The organism is Oceanobacillus sp. FSL K6-0118 (assembly GCF_038006665.1).
Classification (GTDB): domain Bacteria; phylum Bacillota; class Bacilli; order Bacillales; family Amphibacillaceae; genus Oceanobacillus; species Oceanobacillus caeni.
The window spans coordinates 2,936,260-2,956,439 of record NZ_JBBOVR010000001.1 but is presented as its reverse complement, the minus strand read 5'-3'; the positions used below and the strand labels follow the sequence as shown (position 1 = coordinate 2,956,439).

The 20,180-nt window shown below is 37.5% G+C and carries 15 protein-coding genes; 13 read left to right on the top strand and 2 right to left on the bottom strand.

Going from position 1 to position 20,180, the window contains the following annotated elements:
* Window positions 1–52 precede the first annotated feature (52 nt).
* Window positions 53–1,639 carry a phosphoglycerate dehydrogenase gene (gene serA / locus MHI02_RS15050; protein ID WP_047184823.1) on the bottom strand — a complete coding sequence of 529 codons (1,587 nt, stop codon included), beginning with the start codon at window positions 1,637–1,639 and terminating at the stop codon, window positions 53–55.
* Between the two features lie 1,297 nt (window positions 1,640–2,936).
* On the opposite strand from serA, the gene ilvB reads away from it, so the two are divergent.
* From ilvB to opp4A, 13 genes are all read left to right on the top strand, one after another.
* Entirely contained in the window at window positions 2,937–4,661 is a 1,725-nt protein-coding gene (gene ilvB, locus MHI02_RS15045) for an acetolactate synthase large subunit (protein ID WP_341166022.1), read from the top strand.
* Window positions 4,658–5,176 (top strand): acetolactate synthase small subunit, encoded by a 519-nt coding sequence (ilvN, locus tag MHI02_RS15040; protein WP_047184821.1) that lies wholly within the window; start codon window positions 4,658–4,660, stop codon window positions 5,174–5,176. The genes ilvB and ilvN overlap by 4 nt, the downstream gene beginning before the upstream one ends.
* A gap of 52 nt (window positions 5,177–5,228) precedes the next feature.
* Entirely contained in the window at window positions 5,229–6,263 is a 1,035-nt protein-coding gene (ilvC, locus tag MHI02_RS15035) for a ketol-acid reductoisomerase (protein ID WP_341166021.1), read from the top strand.
* Complete coding sequence (locus tag MHI02_RS15030; RefSeq protein ID WP_341166020.1) at window positions 6,250–7,794, top strand: 2-isopropylmalate synthase; 1,545 nt, start codon at window positions 6,250–6,252, stop codon at window positions 7,792–7,794. The genes ilvC and MHI02_RS15030 overlap by 14 nt, the downstream gene beginning before the upstream one ends.
* Window positions 7,795–8,215: 421 nt before the next feature.
* A complete protein-coding gene (leuB, locus tag MHI02_RS15025) occupies window positions 8,216–9,283 on the top strand; it encodes a 3-isopropylmalate dehydrogenase (protein WP_060667589.1) in 1,068 nt (355 codons plus the stop codon).
* Between the two features lie 134 nt (window positions 9,284–9,417).
* Window positions 9,418–10,830 carry a 3-isopropylmalate dehydratase large subunit gene (gene leuC, locus MHI02_RS15020; RefSeq protein WP_047184817.1) on the top strand — a complete coding sequence of 471 codons (1,413 nt, stop codon included), beginning with the start codon at window positions 9,418–9,420 and terminating at the stop codon, window positions 10,828–10,830.
* Window positions 10,831–10,843: 13 nt separating this feature from the next.
* A complete protein-coding gene (leuD, locus tag MHI02_RS15015; protein WP_047184816.1) occupies window positions 10,844–11,431 on the top strand; it encodes a 3-isopropylmalate dehydratase small subunit in 588 nt (195 codons plus the stop codon).
* 116 nt (window positions 11,432–11,547) lie between these two features.
* Complete coding sequence (gene ilvA, locus MHI02_RS15010; RefSeq protein WP_341166019.1) at window positions 11,548–12,510, top strand: threonine ammonia-lyase; 963 nt, start codon at window positions 11,548–11,550, stop codon at window positions 12,508–12,510.
* Between the two features lie 328 nt (window positions 12,511–12,838).
* Window positions 12,839–13,834: an ABC transporter ATP-binding protein gene (locus tag MHI02_RS15005; RefSeq protein ID WP_328150008.1), complete on the top strand. Its 996-nt coding sequence runs from the start codon at window positions 12,839–12,841 to the stop codon at window positions 13,832–13,834.
* Window positions 13,835–13,837: 3 nt separating this feature from the next.
* Window positions 13,838–14,776, top strand: coding sequence for an ABC transporter ATP-binding protein (locus tag MHI02_RS15000; RefSeq protein ID WP_047184813.1), 939 nt, complete (start codon window positions 13,838–13,840; stop codon window positions 14,774–14,776).
* A 245-nt stretch (window positions 14,777–15,021) separates the two neighbouring features.
* Window positions 15,022–15,984 carry an oligopeptide ABC transporter permease gene (gene opp4B, locus MHI02_RS14995; protein WP_047184812.1) on the top strand — a complete coding sequence of 321 codons (963 nt, stop codon included), beginning with the start codon at window positions 15,022–15,024 and terminating at the stop codon, window positions 15,982–15,984.
* A 25-nt stretch (window positions 15,985–16,009) separates the two neighbouring features.
* Window positions 16,010–16,915 carry an ABC transporter permease gene (locus MHI02_RS14990; protein WP_341166018.1) on the top strand — a complete coding sequence of 302 codons (906 nt, stop codon included), beginning with the start codon at window positions 16,010–16,012 and terminating at the stop codon, window positions 16,913–16,915.
* Window positions 16,916–16,994: 79 nt separating this feature from the next.
* On the top strand, window positions 16,995–18,773 hold the full coding sequence (gene opp4A / locus MHI02_RS14985; protein WP_225344035.1) for an oligopeptide ABC transporter substrate-binding protein: 1,779 nt from the start codon (window positions 16,995–16,997) through the stop codon (window positions 18,771–18,773).
* 530 nt (window positions 18,774–19,303) lie between these two features.
* On the opposite strand, the gene MHI02_RS14980 is transcribed toward opp4A, so the two are convergent.
* Window positions 19,304–20,089: an HAD family hydrolase gene (locus tag MHI02_RS14980; protein WP_341166017.1), complete on the bottom strand. Its 786-nt coding sequence runs from the start codon at window positions 20,087–20,089 to the stop codon at window positions 19,304–19,306.
* Window positions 20,090–20,180 lie beyond the last annotated feature (91 nt).

Sequence of the window (20,180 nt, the reverse complement as noted above, 5' to 3'; positions counted from 1 at the left end):
CGTATGTGGGAAGTATAGCATATTCGGGCTAGGATTAGTTATAAAATCCAACTCACAAATCTATTGCAACGACATCTTTAATTTCATCTAATTGAAGTAACTCGTTTAAAGCTGCTTCATCTAGGTGTCGGTCAATGGTAAGGATCATGATTGCTTTCCCGCCCCTATCAGAGCGGTCCACTTGCATGGTTGCGATGTTAATATCATGTTTCCCAAGTAAACTCCCCATTCTACCAATTACACCTGGCTGGTCGATATGCTCGATAACAACCATATGGCCTTCTGGTCGAACGTCCACCCTATAATTATCTACATGAACGATACGAGGCCCTAAGCCGTTTAATAATGTACCGGCAACTTTTCTAATTTGAGATTTCGTTTTAATTTCCACTGTAATTAAATTCGTGAAGCCTTTCGCTTGGGGGGTTTTTTGCTCATTAACTACAATTTCCTTTTTTTCTGCCAAATAAAGGGCATTCACATCATTAACATGCATGCCTAAGTGGCGTTTTAAAATTCCCTTAATCGTATTTCTAGTTATTGGTGCTACTTCTATATCATAAAGTTCGCCTGCGAAGGAAACATTAATCTCCTCAGCGACTTCACTCACAAGGTCTATAAGAAAAGCTCCTAACTTCTCGGCTAAATAAAAATACGGTTCTACCTTTTTCATGATATCTTTCGGTAGGGAAGGTAAATTTACTGGATTAATGACACTTTCGCCATTTAAATGCCTAAGTACATCCTTACATACATCAACGGCAACGATTTCTTGTGCCTCAACGGTACTTGCACCAAGATGTGGGGTTGCGACTACTTCAGGAAGTTCTAATAGTTTATGATCCATAAACGGTTCTTCCTCAAAAACATCTAATGCTGCTCCAGCAACTTTTCCAGAAACAATCGCTTCATAAAGAGCATCTTCATCTATAATTCCGCCTCTAGCACAATTAACGATAAATACACCGTCTTTCATCCTTCCAAATGCTTTAGCATCTATCAAATGTCTTGTTTCTTTTAGTAATGGTGTATGGACAGTTATAAAATCAGCTTGTTGGATCACTTCTTCAAATGTTCCATAACCAATTCCCATTTTGTCTGCCTTTTCTTTTGTGAAAAAAGGATCGTAAGCAATGATATTCATGCGTTGCCCTTTTGCTCTGGTCGCAACTTCTGTACCAATTCTTCCAAGTCCAACAATTCCAAGGGTCTTATCACGTAATTCCACCCCAACAAACTTTTTCCTATCCCATCTATGTTCTTTTAGTGATAAATAAGCTTGGGGAATGTTTCTTGACAAGGCCATTAACATTGCCATCGTATGTTCCGCTGCGGAGTTTGTATTCCCATTCGGAGCATTGACAACGATAATACCGTGCTCAGTAGCGGCATTTAGATCAATATTATCAACCCCAACTCCGGCACGACCAATTATCTTTAAGTTTTTCCCTTTATTAATAATGGATCTAGTAACTTGTGTCCCACTTCGTACCAATAAGGCATCGAATTCAGTTATACGTTCTTCTAAATCTTCTTCTGATAACCCTGTTTCGATAACAACCTTGACATTGTCTGCTAGGCGTAGCGGTAAAATACCTTCTTCACTTAATGGATCACTAATTAGTACATTAAAAGTCATAAATAACCCTCCCCAAAAAAGTAAATCGTATTTAAGTATAAAAATCTTTCCTGTCTGGGGCTCCTATTACTCGCCCCACCGTAAAGATTTACATAGGTGCTACTAAGTCATTCGCCTAACCTAAAGCGAATGTCATGCTTTCTATTCGTTAGGAAAGTAAAAAAATTAGCAGGAAGTACATCGACGCAAACTGAAATTTTCACTTCCCGATCATAAGGAATCTCGTTAAATTGAAAGGTATTGGATTTAATATAGCAGTATAAAATTACTTGTCAATATTATTTTTGTATGCAAACAAAAAAGACAAAAGAAGAAAAAATACAAAAAATTCTTGTAAAAAATTCTTGTATAAATATTGAAAAATTTGACGAATAGAAATATAATTACTTATCCGACCTAAACGGGAAGTAAGACTCCATTTTAAGCTTCAGGGAAACCTAACTAATGGAAGTCTACTTTAGCAGAAAGGTAAAAAATAATCTTATCTAAATAAATTTGCTTATTTTACTAAATAGACTTTATTAAAACGCAAGTAATATATTGCATACCGCAAAATTTTTAGAATGGAGGTTAAGATTAGGATAGATGTGAATTTAATAAATTTTTTGAAAAAATTATTATTTCATAAACGCTAATGTACCGGTGCTGGAAACGGATTCAATATATTGCATATTTCTATGTTGGAGAAAAAAAGTGAAAAACCCTATTGACGTTCTTGCCAAAAAGTTATAACATAAATTCCAATATCAGAAATTTAAAATACATTCCATTTTAAATTCTTTATTGAAAATAAAACTAATATATTACTAAAACGCTGACGGGACATTTAGAAATAAAACCGTGTATTCACAGAGATCTAGGGTTGCTGGAAGCCTAGAAATACACATATTTCTATTCTCTTCCCCGAGTGCCAAGCTGAACGATTCTTTTAGTGCAATCTTTTCTAGTAAGTTTGGTCAGGTATGTTCCTTTACCTGTTATCAAAAAAGACTGTTTATTTCAGTCGGTGAGGTAGTATTCGTGAGGATGCTATGAACTGGGTGGTACCGTGAAAAGATGACTCTTTTCTCCCCAAATAGATTTCTGCAATTGTGTGCAGTATGCATTTAGGGGGAGAAGAGTCTTTTTATTTTACCCTTTAGAAGATATGGGAAGAGTCATTCAATTAGGAAGAGTTTAAGTTTTATCCGTATGGTAAGTATAACGGCATTTAGAGAGTACTCTGAACGTTGTTTTACTATAGATTAATTTAGAGAGATTTATTTGAATTTTGAAACTTATAAGGAGGTAAGTAGTAGTGAAAGTTGAGGCAAAGCCTAAGGAACTTGCAGTTGAAAAGAATACGACAACTGGTGCAGATGTTTTTATTCGTTCATTGGTAGATGCAGATGTTGACACAGTGTTTGGTTATCCGGGTGGTGCAGTCTTACCAATTTACGACGCCTTATACCGAGCTAACACACCTTTCCAGCATATCCTATGCCGTCACGAACAAGGATTGATTCATGCAGCAGAAGGATATGCAAGAGTGACAGGGAAGCCGGGTGTAGTTATTGCTACTTCAGGACCAGGAGCAACTAACTTAATTACTGGTATTACAGATGCGATGATGGATTCTTTACCAATCGTTATCTTTACTGGTCAAGTTGCAACTGGAGTAATTGGTACAGATGCATTCCAAGAGGCTGACATTATTGGGATTACTACTCCAATAACAAAATACAATTATCAAGTAACGGACTTGAAACAATTACCTAGAATTGTAAAAGAAGCATTTCACATTGCATCAACAGGACGTCCGGGGCCGGTAGTAGTAGATATTCCAAAAAATATCTCAGAAAAAATCACAGTAGATGAATTTGATACAGCGTTTCATTTGCCGGGTTATCAACCAACAGTTAAACCTAACCCATTGCAAATTCGTAAACTTGCGGACGCTTTAAGTCGTTCTGAACGACCACTACTACTAGCAGGAGCGGGTGTATTATTTGCTGATGCTGCGGAAGAATTAAAGGCATTTGCTGAAAAATATCAACTTCCAGTTACAACAACTTTACTTGGGTTAGGGAGTTTTCCTGGAACAAATGAACTTGCATTAGGTATGGCAGGTATGCATGGAACCTATACGGCAAATATGGCTATTTATGAATGTGACTTGCTTATAAATATTGGGGCAAGATTTGATGACCGTTTAACAGGAGCTATCAAACATTTTGCACCAAACGCAAAAGTAGCACACATCGATATTGATCCAGCCGAAATCGGGAAAAACATTAAAACCAAAATTCCAGTTGTAGGGGATGCAAAAGAAGCTCTTAAACAATTATTAGATGTTAATGTTAAGTTTACTAACCATGATGAATGGCTACATTCACTTAAGTCTAAGAAGGAAGATTATCCACTTTGGTATGATCGTTCTAAAGAATTAATTTCACCACAATGGTTAATTGAACAAGTATATGAAACCTCTAATGGTGAAGCAATTGTAACAACTGATGTAGGGCAACATCAAATGTGGGCTGCACAATTTTATAAATTTGATAATCCAGATAAATGGGTCACTTCCGGAGGACTAGGAACAATGGGATTTGGATTCCCAGCTGCAATTGGAGCGCAGCTTGGTAGACCCGATGAACTAGTTGTATCCATTGTGGGTGACGGTGGATTTCAAATGACATTGCAAGAACTTTCCGTTATTAAGGAACGCAACTTACCAGTCAAAGTCATCATTATTAATAATGAAGCACTTGGTATGGTAAGACAATGGCAAGAAAAATTCTATGAAGAAAGATATTCAGAATCATTATTAACTGAAAATCCAGACTTTGTTAAACTTGCAGAAAGTTATGGAGTTAAAGGGGTCAGAGTAAATAATGAAGATGATGTACCAAAGGTTCTAGAAGACGTATTTTCTTATAATGGACCTGTTGTTGTTGACTGTCGTGTTGTCAAAAGAGAATGTGTATTTCCGATGGTTGCACCAGGTACAGGGAACCACGAAATGATCGGGGTGACAAGATGAAACGGATTATAACAGCTACTGTACAAAATCGTAGCGGGGTATTAAATCGTGTTACAGGTATGATGGTAAAACGTCAATTTAATATAGAAAGTATTTCGGTAGGTCCCTCTGAAACAGAAGGAATTTCTAAAATGACATTTGTTGTAGAGGTTAGTGATGAACAGAAATTAGAACAACTAACCAAACAATTAAACAAACAAATTGATGTTTTGAAAGTTACTGATATTACGGATAAAGCAATTGTAGCGAGAGAACTAGCACTAATCAAAGTCGGAAGTTCTAGTCAAAATCGTGCAGAAATTCAAGGAGTTATTACTCCGTTTCGTGCAAGTGTCATTGATGTAAGTAAAGATAGCTTGATCATTCAAGTAACAGGTAACCCTGAAAAGATAGACGCACTTATTGATTTATTAAAACCTTATGGAATTAAAGAATTAACTAGAACGGGAGTAACGGCTTTCCAAAGAGGAAGACAGCCGGAAAACGTTCAAGAAATGAATGCATTAATATTTTAAATATTAATATAAATACAGACTAATTATTGAAATAGGAAAGGGAGAATAAATGATGACTAAAGTATTATATGAAAATGACATTAACAAAGAGGTATTACAAGGAAAGAAAGTTGCAATCGTAGGATATGGATCACAAGGTCATGCTCATGCACAAAATCTTCGTGATAGTGGTTATGAAGTTATTATCGGTCTACGTCCGGGGAAATCTCAAGCTAAGGCAAATGAAGATGGATTTGATGTTAAATCTGTAGCAGACGCAACAAAAGAAGCTGATGTTGTTATGATTCTTTTACCGGATGAAAACCAACAAAAAGTTTATGAAGAAAGCATTAAACCAAACCTAAAAGCAGGAAGTGCAATCGCATTTGCTCATGGATTCAACATTCATTTTAACCAAATTGTACCACCAGAAAACGTTGACGTGTTTATGGTAGCACCTAAAGGTCCAGGACATTTAGTAAGAAGAACTTATGAAGAAGGCGCAGGTGTTCCAGCACTATACGCTGTTTACCAAGATGTTACTGGCCAAGCAAAAGACGTTGCTTTAGCATATTCAGATGGAATTGGAGCTGCAAGAGCAGGTGTTCTAGAAACAACATTCCAGGAAGAAACGGAAACGGACTTATTCGGTGAGCAAGCTGTATTATGTGGAGGGCTTACTAGCTTGATTAAAGCTGGTTTTGAAACACTAACAGAAGCTGGATATCAACCAGAAGTTGCTTATTTCGAATGTTTACATGAAATGAAACTAATTGTTGACTTGATGTACGAAGGCGGAATGGAAAATATGCGTTATTCCATCTCTGATACAGCTCAATGGGGTGATTTCGTATCAGGACCACGTGTAGTAAACGAAGAAACGAAAGCAAGAATGAAAGAAGTACTTTCTGATATTCAAACTGGTAAATTTGCTCAAGGTTGGATCTTGGAAAACCAAACTGGTCGTCCACAATTCAACGCAATAAATAACAATGAATACAATCACCCTATTACAAAAGTTGGTAAAGAACTACGCGCGCTAATGCCATTTGTAAATCCGCAAAATAAAGAAAACGAAAAGGAAGGGAAAGTTCATGTCACGAATTAAAATTTTCGATACAACGCTTCGGGACGGAGAACAATCACCAGGGGTAAACCTAAATAAATTAGAGAAACTTGAAATTGCTAAACAACTAGAACGATTAGGTGTAGATATTATGGAAGCAGGATTCCCTGCTTCCTCAGAAGGTGATTTTGAAGCAGTTAAATTAATCGCTGATACGATCAAAGATACGTCTGTAACAGGACTTTCTAGAACGGTTAAATCAGATATCGATACTGCTTGGGAAGCATTGAAAGGTGCTGCTGAACCAAGATTGCATCTTTTCCTTGCAACATCTCCAATTCATATGGAATACAAATTAAAAATGACTCCGGAGCAAGTAGTCGAACAATCTGTGAACATGGTTTCCTATGCGAGGAAAAGATTTCCACAAGTCGAATGGTCTGCAGAGGATGCAACTCGCTCGGATTGGGACTTCTTAGCGAAAATTATTGAAAAAGTAATCAATGCTGGTGCAACTGTTATTAACCTACCAGATACGACAGGCTACACGACCCCAGCTAAATACGGAAAAATGTTTCGATATATGAGAGAAACAGTACCTAATATTCATAAAGTTGACCTTTCTTGTCACTGTCACAATGACTTAGGTATGGCAGTGGCGAACTCCATTTCAGCAGTTGAAAATGGAGTAACCCAGGTCGAAGGAACAATCAATGGTATTGGGGAACGTGCTGGTAATGTTGCGTTGGAAGAAGTGGCGATTGCTCTTAAGATAAGATCTGATTTTTATCCGTATGAGACTAGTCTAAAATTAAATGAAATTAAACGTTCTAGTGATTTGATTTCTAAATTAACAGGAATGCACGTACAAGCAAATAAAGCAGTTATCGGTAGAAATGCATATGCACATGAATCTGGAATTCACCAAGACGGCGTCTTAAAAAATCCGGAAACATACGAAATTATTACACCAGAATTAGTAGGGGTTAGCTCTAATACATTATTCCTTGGTAAACATTCTGGACGCCATGCGTTTAAAGATAAGGTGAAAGAATTTGGTATTGAATTAACGGATGAGCAAATTAAAGAAGCATTTAAACATTTCAAAAAGCTTACGGATCATAAAAAAGAAGTTACAGATGATGACATCTATACAATTGTAATGGAAATCAAGACAGATGCAGAAGGGGTTAATAAATATCAGTTAGAAACATTTCAAGTACATTATGGATCAACTGATATTCCAACTGCCACGGTATCCCTCAAGACTCCTGAAGGGGAATCTGTACAAACTGCTTGTACTGGAAAAGGTAGTGTGGAAGCATTATATAATACTCTTTCTTCATTAGTAAGTGAAGAACTAAAATTATTAGATTATCATATCAACTCTGTTGGTGGAGGTAAAGATGCTTTAGCTGAATCTCACGTTCAACTTTCCGTTAATGGGGAAGCAGTGAATGGTAGAGGTACTGCTCAAGACGTAATTGAAGCATCAGCCAATGCCTACTTAAATGCAGTAAATCGCTATATGATTAAACAACAATCTAAAAAACTAGCAGAGACAGTGAATTAATAATCTAACCACTCCATTAAGCGGGTGTTTGCCGATGAAACGCCACAAAAAAGTGGCGTTATCGGCATTTATAGAACAAAAGCGCAAGCGCCCGGTTAGGGACGTACGGACTGGACTGAGCCGCAGGAGATAAAGGAAACGCGGCGAACGGAGTGAGCCGATGTTGACTTTCACCACAAGGGTATAAGTGCGACTAAGCCTCTGGTTTCACCAATCGGCAAGTCTTCTTTATCGTACGGAGGTGAGGGAAGTCCGCTAGTCCCTGGGCGCTGGAGCTGGACGTGGCTAATCTTGTAAGAAAATTAAATACGTCAAAGTTTTATACTTTCTTATCTCATAAAGAAAGCCTCGCTAGTCTCTGGACGGTTGCTAGATTAATAAAACGGAGGCACGAGTGGATTAGTAGATTTAGGGGGACGTCATGAAAAAGCAAATTGTACTTCTTCCAGGGGATGGAATTGGGAGAGAAATCATGGAATCAGCAAAAGCAGTATTAGAAGCAATAGCAAAAAAATATAATCATGAATTTACTTTTGAAAAACATGCAATCGGTGGAGATGCTATTGATCAGCACGGTATTCCTCTTCCAGAAGAAACAGTTCAAGCATGTCAAAATGCAGACGCTATTCTATTGGGAGCTGTTGGTGGTCCGAAATGGGATACTGTCTCACCAAATATTCGTCCTGAAAAAGGTCTATTAGGAATAAGAAAAGCACTCGGTTTATTTGCTAACTTAAGACCAATCCTAGGATTTAAGGCATTACTTCATGCATCCCCTCTAAAACAGGAAATCATTGAAGGTAGTGACATCTTAATTATCCGTGAATTAACCGGCGGACTATATTTTGGTGAACCTCGTGAACGTAGAGATAACGGAAATAGTGCAGTAGATACACTTCTTTATACGAGGGAAGAAATTGAGAGAATTGTAGAAAAAGGCTTTGAGAGTGCAAGAATTCGTAATAAACATCTTACATCGGTTGATAAAGCTAACGTTTTAGAATCCAGTAGACTATGGCGAGAAATAGTGGAAGAAAAAGCAAAGGAATATCCTGACGTTCAAGTAGAACATTTATTAGTAGATGCAGCCGCTATGAAACTGATAACAAGTCCAAGTCAATTTGATGTTATTGTAACGGAAAATTTATTTGGAGATATCTTAAGTGATGAAGCATCAGTACTTACTGGATCATTAGGAATGTTACCTTCTGCAAGTGTTCGAACAGATGGAGTAGGATTATATGAACCAGTTCATGGATCGGCTCCGGATATTGCGGGAAAAGGAATAGCAAACCCATTAGGGATAATTCTTTCCGCAGCTTTGATGTTAAGACATTCGTTTGGATTAGATGAGGAAGCAAAAGAAATCGAAAGTGCTGTGAATGCTTGTTTAGAAGAAGGATATCATACAGCTGATTTGGCAATTAAAAATGGTCATCAAGTGGGAACTATTGAGATGACAAATGCTGTATTAGAATACTTAAAATAAAATGTATAAAGTAATAAGAAAACATGGCCTTCTCTATTTGGTTAGGCGAAGGAAGGCCTTAGTTGCGCTTAACGCAGATGGAGGAGATTTTTATCTGCCAAGAGAAACGGTAAGTATGAATGGAGGCGAGATTTATGAGTAAACCAAAGACAGTCATTGAAAAGATCTGGGAAAAACACGTTGTTCATCAAGAAGAGGATAAACCAGATTTAATATATATCGACCAACATCTAGTACATGAAGTTACATCGCCACAGGCTTTTGAAGGGTTAAGATTAAATAATAGAAAAGTACGTAGACCAGATTTAACTTTTGCAACAATGGACCACAATGTACCGACAAAAAATAGAGATGTTGTAAAAGACGAGATTTCTAGAAAGCAAATGGAAACACTACGTAAGAATTGTGAAGACTTTGGTATTAAGTTGGCAGATATGTTTCATCCTGACCAAGGGATTGTTCACGTTATAGGTCCACAGCTTGGTTTAACACAGCCAGGTAAAACAATCGTTTGTGGAGATAGTCATACATCCACCCATGGAGCATTTGGAGCCCTTGCATTTGGTATTGGAACAAGTGAAGTAGAACACGTTCTTGCCACACAAACGTTGATGCAAGAAAAACCAAAAACGTTAAATGTACATGTTAAAGGCGATCTAGGTCCAGGCGTAACAGCGAAGGATTTAATCTTGGCTATTATTGCAAAATTTGGCGTAAAATTTGGTACAGGATATGTCATGGAATATACAGGTGAAGCGATTCGTAACCTTTCTATGGAAGGCCGTATGACTGTTTGTAATATGTCTATTGAAGGTGGAGCAAGAGCAGGTCTAATTAGTCCGGATGAAAAGACGGTAGAATACTTGAGAGGTAGAGAGTATGTTCCAAAAGGGGAAGCTTTCGATAAAAAAGCCGAAGAATGGTTAGCTCTAGCAACGGATGAAGATGCTGTTTACGACAAAACGGTTGTTATCAATGCAGAAGAAGTAGAGCCACAAGTTTCTTGGGGAACCAATCCAAGTATGTGTGTACCAATTAGTGGAACTACTCCAAGTTTAGAGAGTGTAAAAGAACATAAAGAAGATGTCAAACGTGCACTAGAGTATATGGGATTAGAGGAAAATCAACCAATCACTTCTATTGAAATCGATCATGTATTTATTGGTTCTTGTACCAACTCTAGATTAAGAGATTTGCAAAATGCTGCAGAAATTATTAAAGGTAAAAAAGTGAAAGATGGTATTAAAGCAATCGTTGTTCCAGGATCATTTACTGTGAAACTAGAAGCAGAAAAACTAGGTATTGATAAAATCTTTATTGATGCAGGTTTTGAATGGCGTGATTCAGGATGTAGTATGTGTTTAGGAATGAACGATGACATTGTTCCAGCAGGAGGACGTTGTGCATCAACTTCTAACCGAAACTTCGAAGGAAGGCAAGGTAATGGTGCTCGTACACATCTTGTAAGTCCTGAAATGGCAGCAGCTGCTGCAGTAGAAGGACATTTCGTTGATGTTCGTAAATTCAAATCTGGAGTATTGAGCTAGGGGGTAGTTAGCAATGGAAGCAATCAAAGAACATAAAGGATTGGTTTTTCCTTTAAATCGCACAAACGTTGATACAGACCAAATTATCCCGAAACAATTTTTAAAACGTATTGAAAGAACAGGTTTTGGTCAATTTGTATTTTATAACTGGCGTTTTGATGATAATGGGAATAAAAGAGAGGATTTCGCTCTAAATAAATCCCAATTTGCTGGAACGTCCGTCTTACTCGCGGGTGAGAATTTTGGTTGTGGTTCTTCTCGTGAACATGCACCTTGGGCATTACTTGATTTCGGGTTTAAAGTAATCATTGCACCAAGCTTTGCGGATATTTTTTATAACAATGCTTTGAAAAATGGCATAATTTTGATTAAAATGGAAGAGAGCCAAATTACAGAATGGATGAAAGAAGCAGAAAACGGTGCTTTTTATCTATCGATTGATTTGGAAAAACAAGAAATTCAGGATGACGAAGGAAATGCCGTACATTTTGATATCCCTTCTTATCATAAAGAAAAATTGATCAATGGATGGGATGACATTGCTTTAACTTTATTGAATGAAGATAAAATTAAAGCATACGAAGAAGCAACACAAGCATAGGTTTTAAAAGAACGTTAGACCATACTTTATGAAATATAATTCATCTAAAAACTAAGGAGTGTGACTTAATTGGGGATTGCCTAAAAGGTGAGTTAGTCCACAACGCCTGGAAGCGTTTGGGGCATATTGTTCACCGTACACCACTATTAACATCAGCAACAACAGATAATTTATTAGGAAAGCATGTTTATTTTAAAATGGAAAACCAACAAAAAACTGGTGCATTTAAGTTCCGTGGAGCAAGTTATAAGCTTATGCAATTGAAAAAATCCCAGTTAAGAAAGGGAGTTATCACTGCTTCAGCAGGAAATCATGCACAGGGTGTAGCTCTTGCCGCTAGAAAATTAGGAGCAAAAGCAACTATATTTATGCCTGAGGGAACTCCATTAGCAAAAGTAAATGCTACTAGAAATTATGGGGCTGATGTCGTACTTACTGGAGAGAGTTTTCAAGAAGCATATAAGGCTTCTGTTGAGCATCAAAAGGAACTTGGAGCTACTTATGTTCATCCGTTTGACGATTATGATGTCATGACTGGTCAAGGAACGATGGTTATGGAAATGCTTCGTCAAGAGGATCGAATAGATACCATTCTCGTGCCAATTGGCGGAGGGGGTTTAATAAGTGGCGTTGCCGTTGCCGCAAAACACGTGAATCGAAATATTAAGGTGATCGGTGTACAAGCGAGCGGTGCACCTGCTATTTTTCAAAGTTATCACAGTAATTCGGTGAAAAAGTTAAATACAGTATCAACCATTGCTGACGGGATAGCTGTTAAAGAACCTGGTGAATTAACACTGCCGATTATTAGAAATTATGTAGATGATGTCGTAACCGTAACGGATGAAGAAATAGCATCGGCAATAGTCTATATGCTTGAACGAAACAAGACATTAATGGAAGGTGCTGGAGCAGCTGCATTAGCCGCTTTGTTTGCCCATAATGATAAGATACATTCCAGGCATTGTGGAGTAATTATAAGTGGCGGGAATTTGGATATCGGTAAGATGGCCAAGATTCAAGAACTTGCAAATCAATCACACCCAATGGAAACCAAGAAGACCTCCATTGCATTATGAAAGAGATAAAGGGCTTGTTATCCTTTTTAAAGGGTAGTAGGCTCTTTTTTGCGCTCTTCATGTTTTATTTTAGGTAAAATGTGGAACAATAAGAACCCTATCCTGATTGCTTAATCAAAAATATTTACATATACTGTTAATGATTTAGATCGATAAGTTTTCCTAACACCTATTGTGGGAATGGTTAAGTACCTTTTAAAAATTTATCCTACCTAAACGGGTAGTAAGACTCCCACCTCAAGCTTTAGGGGAAACAAAGCTAGGCGGGGGATGAAGGAGAACTCCCACTGTTGGAAGTCTTCTTTATCAAAGATGCTGGAGGGATTCCATGAGTAATAAATTACTTGAAATTAAGAACTTAAAAACATCTTTTTATATAAATGATGGGTACTATGCAGCTGTAGATGATGTTACATTGACGGTAAATAAAAATGAAATATTAGGTATTGTTGGAGAATCTGGTTCAGGAAAAAGCGCTCTAGCATTTTCTGTTATGGGTTTACATACTCGAGCAAAAATGGAAGGAAATATATTTTTTAATGGGAAAGATATTGTAAACGTTTCAAAGTCAGAATTAAATAAACTGCGCGGAAATGAAATGGCGATGATTTTCCAAGATCCCCTTACTGCGTTAAATCCCCTAATGGAAATAGGTGCACAAATTAGTGAAACTTTCATTTTGCATAGACCAACCATGACCAGAAGAGAACGTAAAGATCGAGTAATTGAGCTTCTAAAGATGGTCGGGATTCCCCGCCCTGAATATGTTTTTAGTCAGTTTCCACATGAATTATCGGGCGGCATGAGGCAGCGTGTTATGATTGCAATTGCTATTGCCAATCAACCGAAATTATTGATTGCGGATGAACCGACAACAGCCCTTGATGTAACGATACAAGCACAAATTCTTGATTTGATTCGGGAATTAAAAGCGACAATCGAATCGGGAGTTATTTTGATAACCCATGACTTAGGTGTTGTTGCTGAAATGGCAGATAGGGTTGCTGTTGTGTATGCAGGGCAAATTGTAGAAATAGCGAATGTATACACCCTGTTTAAGAAGCCATTACACCCATATACGAGATCCTTACTTCATTCGGTACCTGCGGATGGTCAAGATAAATTGCATGTTATACATGGAATTGTACCATCGTTAAAACATCTGCCAAGAGAAGGTTGTCGATTCGCCCACCGAATACCTTGGATGGATGCTAGCGATCATGAAGAAAATCCGATTTTGCATGAAGTAGAACCTGGCCACTATGTACGCTGTACTTGCTATAAGAATTTTTCCTTACAAGAAGATGAATCCAAGGAGGCATAAGACATGGCGATACTAGAGGTAAAGGATTTAAAGATTTATTTTCCGATAAAGGCTGGATTATTAAATCGAACGGTAGATCATATTAAGGCAGTTGACGGAGTCTCTTTTCAAATAGAGCAAGGAAAAACGTATGGGTTGGTTGGAGAGTCTGGTTCAGGTAAATCTACAATAGGTAGAGGAATTATTGGCTTGGAGAAGATAACTTCAGGTAAAGTGTACTTCAATGGAGTAGATATTACGAGCAAGAATGGAAAAGAAATACGAAAGAACTTACAGATGATTTTCCAAGATCCCTATTCATCTTTAAATCCGAGAAAAAGAATCTTGGATATTATCGCTGAACCATTAAGAAATTTTGAAAGGTTAACGAAAAAGGAAGAAATAAAGCGGATAGAAGAGTTGTTAGAATTAGTAGGTTTATCAAAAGAAAGTATGATGAAATATCCCCATCAATTTTCAGGTGGTCAACGACAAAGAATTGGTATAGCCAGGGCAATCGCGTTAAAGCCAAAATTAATTATTGCTGATGAACCTGTTTCCGCACTTGACGTGTCCGTTCAAGCTCAGGTTTTAAATTTTATGCAAGATATTCAAAAGGAATTGGGACTAACTTATCTTTTTATTAGTCATGATTTAGGAATTGTAAAGCATTTTTGTGACGAAATTTCCATTATGTATAAAGGCAGGTATGTGGAACAAGGAACAAAAGAAGAAATATTTAATCATCCGCAACACATTTATACGAAAAGATTATTATCCGCTATACCTGATATGAATCCTAGTAACCGAGATAAACAATTCCGAATTCGAAAAAAGGTACAGCAAGAATTTGATCAACGATACCATGATTATTTTGATAGTGAGGGATTAGCGTACAGTTTGAAGCCTATTTCCGAAACCCATCTGGTTGCTCTACAAGAGGATGTTCAAAAAGTCCGGTGAAAATGACACTTCGCATTTCTTCGTTGGCTCACTTTTCGGATACTCACGTATTAATTGCATACGTTCCGTTCCTAAAAGCTTCGCCGCCTCGAACTGCGACGCACAGGACGTGCTAGTGTCGGCGTTGCAACAAATCTTTACGGTGGGGCGAGTAATCGGAGCCCCAGGACGTTGCGCACTTAGCCGACCTCGGTCCTTTTCATCCTCCTTTTTGAACACACTCTGTAATAGAAAGGTTGATTTAAATGTGGAAATTTATTGTACGAAGGTTAGTAATTACTTTTCCTCAATTAATTTTACTGAGTGTACTTATTTTTTTGCTTGCACAAGCTATGCCAGGTGATGCTCTTACCGGTCTTGTTGATCCGAATATAGATCCAGCAACTATTGACGAGCAAAGGGAAAAATTAGGTTTAAATAAGCCATGGTATGAAAAATACATAGAATGGGTTGGTGGAGTATTTCAAGGTGACTTAGGTCAATCCTTCCGTTATAAAATACCAGTTACAGATTTAATAGAGGAACGAATCGTGAATACATTTTGGTTATCTGTTGCGACATTGATTTTTACGTATATGATTGCCGTTCCACTAGGTATGATAAGTGGGCGCTACAACGATACTATTCTTGATTCTTCTATTACTGGATATACTTATATCGGATTCGCTACTCCATTATTTATATTTGCATTGGTAATGTTATCGATTTTTGGATATCATCTTGAATGGTTTCCTACTGGCGGCAGTGTTGCACCTGAATTAAAACCGGGAACTTTGGAATATGTTCTGAGTAGAATCCAGCATCTTCTGTTACCGGCACTTTCCATTGCTCTTATTCAAACCGTATCAACCGTTCAGTATTTACGAAGTGAAATAGTAGATACGAAACAAAAGGATTTTATCATTACAGCAAGGGCAAAAGGTGCTTCTGAATCTAGAGTTTATAACAGACATATATTAAGAAATTCATTGTTGCCAATTGCTGCTTTTTTTGGCTATGAAATTACGACGTTGATAACTGGAACTATCTTTATAGAACAAATTTTTAGCTTTCCCGGTATGGGGCAGTTATTTATTGAATCGGTATTACAACGGGATTTTAGTGTGGTAAACGCTGTTGTACTTTTATTTGGTGCAGCGGCAATATTAGGTGCATTGCTTTCCGACATCATTCTAAGTATTGTTGACCCGCGTATACGGATTAAGTAGGAACTTAGATCTATGGGGTGATTATATGGAATTCGGAAAAAAGGAAACACAAAGTCAACAAAATACAGAAAATAACCAAACCGGTTTAAAAATATTTTGGAGCGAGTTAAGAAGAGATAAACTTGCCCTTCTCTCCTTCGTTTTGTTAATTGTAATCGTTGTATTTGTATATGGGATTTCTTTTGTGATGAATCAGGATGAAGTCGCAAAAATAGATTTGTTTTCCATTCACGAACCTCCATCAAAAGAATTTATATTAGGTACGGATTACGGGGGAAGGGACGTGTTTGGACAGTTGATTATTGGAACGCGCAATTCGCTCTCCATTGGATTCATTGTAACGTTTTTAAGTGGTGTCATCGGAGTAGTATTTGGTTTGGTTGCGGGATATTTTGGTGGTCATATTGACAATATTCTAATGCGTGTATTAGACTTCTTCCAAGTATTACCGTTTATTATGCTAGTAATCGTATTTGTTTCAATTGTTCCAAACTATACAATTATCGCTTTTTCTTTAATTTTTACCGCGTTCAGTTGGATGGGGATTGCCAGGCTAATTAGATCGAAGGCCTTGCAAGAAAAGGAATTGGATTATGTACAGGCATCCAAAACATTAGGCACATCCCATTTCAAAATTATATTTAGAGAAGTGATGCCGAATATTAGTTCCTTAATTATTGTAACGATGACGTTGAACTTGGCGTCCAATATTGGGTTAGAATCCGGACTTTCCTTTTTAGGCTTTGGATTTCCAGAAAGTACACCTAGCCTTGGGACACTTTTAAGTTATGCCACTAATCCACAAACACTAGAGCATCGATGGTGGATTTGGTTTCCTGCTGCAGTGATGATCATAGTATTAATGCTTGCGGTTAGAAACGTTGGTGAAGCTTTACGGCGTGCAACAGATGCAAGACAAAGGAGAGGGTAGCAATTCCTTATTGAGATCTACACCAAAGTTTAGCGTTTGTAATTAAAGGACTGATAAAACATAAAAGGAGGTTATTTAGTTGAGAACGACACACGTTAGTAAATGGCTTCTAGCCCTCATGTTTTTTATGTTTTTAGTATTGGCTGCATGTGGTAATGGTTCAGGGGACGCCATATATTCTATAGAAGACTTCTCTGAAAACGCATCAACAGAAGGTGAAGCTATCGATGGTGGTACGTTGAATTATGGTTTAGTGACAGATACAACTTTTGAGGGAACGTTAAACTATAATTTTTATTCTGGATCATTTGATAATGAAATTATTAAATGGTTCGATGAATCACTGCTTTCGGTTGATAAAAACCATAAGTATACCCAAGATGGCGCAGCGACATTTGAAGTAAGTGAGGATCATCGTACGTTTACTTTTACCATTCGTGATCATGTCAATTGGCATGATGGTGAGCCGGTTAAGGCAGAGGATTGGGCGTATGCAATCGAAGTAATTGGACATCCAGATTATGATGGACCGCGCTATGACTCCTCCTTTAGAAATATAGAAGGTATGGAAGAATACCATAATGGAGATGCGGATTCGATTTCAGGCCTAGAGGTAGTGGATGAAAAAACATTGAAAATTACATATATAGAGGGTACGCCATCTCTATTAGCTGGTGGTATTTGGCCATATGCATTACCTAAACATGTTTTTAAAGATATCCCCGTAGCTGATATGTCGGCATCAGATGCAGTTAGAAAAAATCCAATTGGCTTTGGCCCATTTAAAGTGGAAAGTGTTGTTCCAGGGGAATCTGTAAGTATGACAGCTAATGAAGATTATTGGCAAGGACCTCCTAAATTGGATGGGGTGACAGTAAAAGTAGTCAATCCACAAACGATCGTTCAGGCACTGAAGTCTGGGGACGTAGACACGGTTGATAGTTTCCCGACTGATCAATATGCAGATGTTGAAACGGAACTTACGAATGTAGAGTTTTTAGGAACTGTTGATATGTCTTACAGTTACATCGGATTTAAGTTAGGGACTTGGGATAAGAAAGCGCAAGAAGTAAAACCAAATCCAGATGCAAAAATGGCAGATGTAAACTTACGTCGTGCAATGTGGTATGCAGTCGATAATGAAGCGGTAGCTAAACAGTTTTATAATGGACTTAGATGGAATGCTAATACGCTAATTCCGCCTTCTCATCCTGATTATCATGACTCATCGATTGAGGCTCCAACCTATGATCCAGAAAAGGCTAAGCAAATTTTAGATGAAGCCGGATACTTGGATACGAACAATGATGGAATGCGTGAAAATCCAGATGGAGAAGAATTAATCATCAACTTCGCTTCTATGTCTGGTGGAGGAGATATTGCTGAACCGCTAACCAATTACTATATTCAAGCTTGGAAAGAGGTTGGATTAAACGTACAACTATTAGATGGTCGTTTAATTGAGCTTAATAGCTTTTATGACAAAATTGGACAAAACGGAGACGATGCCCCAGAAGTTGATATGTACCAAGGTGCTTGGAGTGTTGCAACAGATGTAGACCCATCTAGTTTATATGGACGCCAGGCAATTTTTAACTTCTCGCGATACGCTAGTGAAGAAAATGACCGTCTTTTGGAAGAAGGTACATCGGAAAAAGCATTTGATCCGGAATATCGCAAAAAAGTGTACAGTGAGTGGCAACAACTAATGGTAGATGAAATTCCTGTATTCCCAACGCTTTACCGCTCTAAACTGGTACCAATTAACAAACGTGTCGTGAACTATTCGATTGGAGCTGACTTTATGGGATTACACGAAGTTGGTGTAACTCAAGAAAAACCGTTTAAAGCGGAATAACGTATGGTGGAAGTTCGTTGATATGGGAAAATCTTCAAAAAGCGATAGCATACCAAATCACTGGGTGGTATGCTATTTCTATTGTTTAGCAGTAGTTTATTCATGATATTGAATGAGTGACCATTTAGTAAGAAATCTAAGTGAAAGGGTCACTCATAAGTCCGATGAGAGCCCGTTTGGAGTAGAAAACAAAGAGAAAGGTCACTCATAAATCCGATGAGAGCCCGTTTAAAGTAGGGAACAAAGAGAAAGGTCACTCATAAATCCGATGAGAGCCCGTTTGAAGTGGGGAACAAAGAGAAAGGTCACTCATAAGTCCAATGAGAGCCCGTTTGGAGTAGAAAATAGAAAGAACGGTCACTCATAAATCGTTGAGTAACCATTCTAGATACAAATCTTAGAATCGTCTTTCATAAGAAGAAATCGCAAACCTTTGGGAACATGATGAGACATTTGAGATAAGAGCGTTTCATTAGCGAAGAGAGAAAAGAAAGCAAAGCCTCCACCTTGGCTTTGCTTTCTTTTAAGAATTAATGTACTAAACCTAATTTTTTTAAACCATTAAATATACCGTCTTCTGTAACGGAAGTAGTTTTATGCTTGGCAAATTGGAATAGATTCGGGTTTGCATTTCCCATGGCAAATCCTTCTCCGACAAATTGAAGCATTTCTTTATCATTCATTCCGTCCCCAAAAGCAATGGTTTCATCAGCAGTAATATTTAATCGCTCTAATGTCTTTTTAATAGCTTCTCCTTTATTAACATTCGTACGAAGAACATCGTAGGTATCATTTAAATTATTGACTTTAACTTCAGCAAGCACAATACTAGGATCAAATTGATAAAGTGCCTTTTCATTTTCTTTGACGTTCATGATGGTTATTCCTAGTATTTGATCCGCCACATCAGATGTATAATTTTCGATGTGTTTCATTTGAAAGGTTTCACTAAAATAACGGGAAGAAGGGCTATCCACGTTTGCAAAATAACTCTTCTTATTCGTATACATAACAAATTCATGTTGTTTCTCTTTGGATATAGCTACCATTTTTTTTACTAATTCTTCACTCATTGTTTCATCTACAACGGTTTCATTATTATAAATGGCAAGTGCCCCATTATAGCCGATAAAAGAATCGATATTCAACGATGTTGCTAGTTCTTTAATTTCATGAATAGGTCTACCAGTCGCAAGAAATACTTCTATTCCTTTGTTTTTTAGTTGTTGAATCGCATCTTTTGTTTTTTCTGAATACGAATGGTCTGGTCTTAAAATTGTTCCATCAATATCTAAAAATAACGCTTTAAAAGACATATTTATCTCCTTTTAAGATTGATTTTATCCCACCTAAACGGGTAGTAAGACCCCACTGATGGAAGTCTTCTTTATGTAAATGTAGATTGGA

What these genes read in the sequence shown, in the direction of transcription:
- serA (WP_047184823.1), bottom strand. Translation starts at nt 1,639, where the DNA reads ATGACTTTTAATGTACTAATTAGTGATCCATTAAGTGAAGAAGGTATT.
- ilvN (WP_047184821.1), top strand. Translation starts at nt 4,658, where the DNA reads ATGAAACGGATTATAACAGCTACTGTACAAAATCGTAGCGGGGTATTA.
- ilvC (WP_341166021.1), top strand. Translation starts at nt 5,229, where the DNA reads ATGACTAAAGTATTATATGAAAATGACATTAACAAAGAGGTATTACAA.
- MHI02_RS15030 (WP_341166020.1), top strand. Translation starts at nt 6,250, where the DNA reads ATGTCACGAATTAAAATTTTCGATACAACGCTTCGGGACGGAGAACAA.
- leuB (WP_060667589.1), top strand. Translation starts at nt 8,216, where the DNA reads ATGAAAAAGCAAATTGTACTTCTTCCAGGGGATGGAATTGGGAGAGAA.
- leuC (WP_047184817.1), top strand. Translation starts at nt 9,418, where the DNA reads ATGAGTAAACCAAAGACAGTCATTGAAAAGATCTGGGAAAAACACGTT.
- leuD (WP_047184816.1), top strand. Translation starts at nt 10,844, where the DNA reads ATGGAAGCAATCAAAGAACATAAAGGATTGGTTTTTCCTTTAAATCGC.
- MHI02_RS15005 (WP_328150008.1), top strand. Translation starts at nt 12,839, where the DNA reads ATGAGTAATAAATTACTTGAAATTAAGAACTTAAAAACATCTTTTTAT.
- MHI02_RS15000 (WP_047184813.1), top strand. Translation starts at nt 13,838, where the DNA reads ATGGCGATACTAGAGGTAAAGGATTTAAAGATTTATTTTCCGATAAAG.
- opp4B (WP_047184812.1), top strand. Translation starts at nt 15,022, where the DNA reads ATGTGGAAATTTATTGTACGAAGGTTAGTAATTACTTTTCCTCAATTA.
- MHI02_RS14990 (WP_341166018.1), top strand. Translation starts at nt 16,010, where the DNA reads ATGGAATTCGGAAAAAAGGAAACACAAAGTCAACAAAATACAGAAAAT.
- MHI02_RS14980 (WP_341166017.1), bottom strand. Translation starts at nt 20,089, where the DNA reads ATGTCTTTTAAAGCGTTATTTTTAGATATTGATGGAACAATTTTAAGA.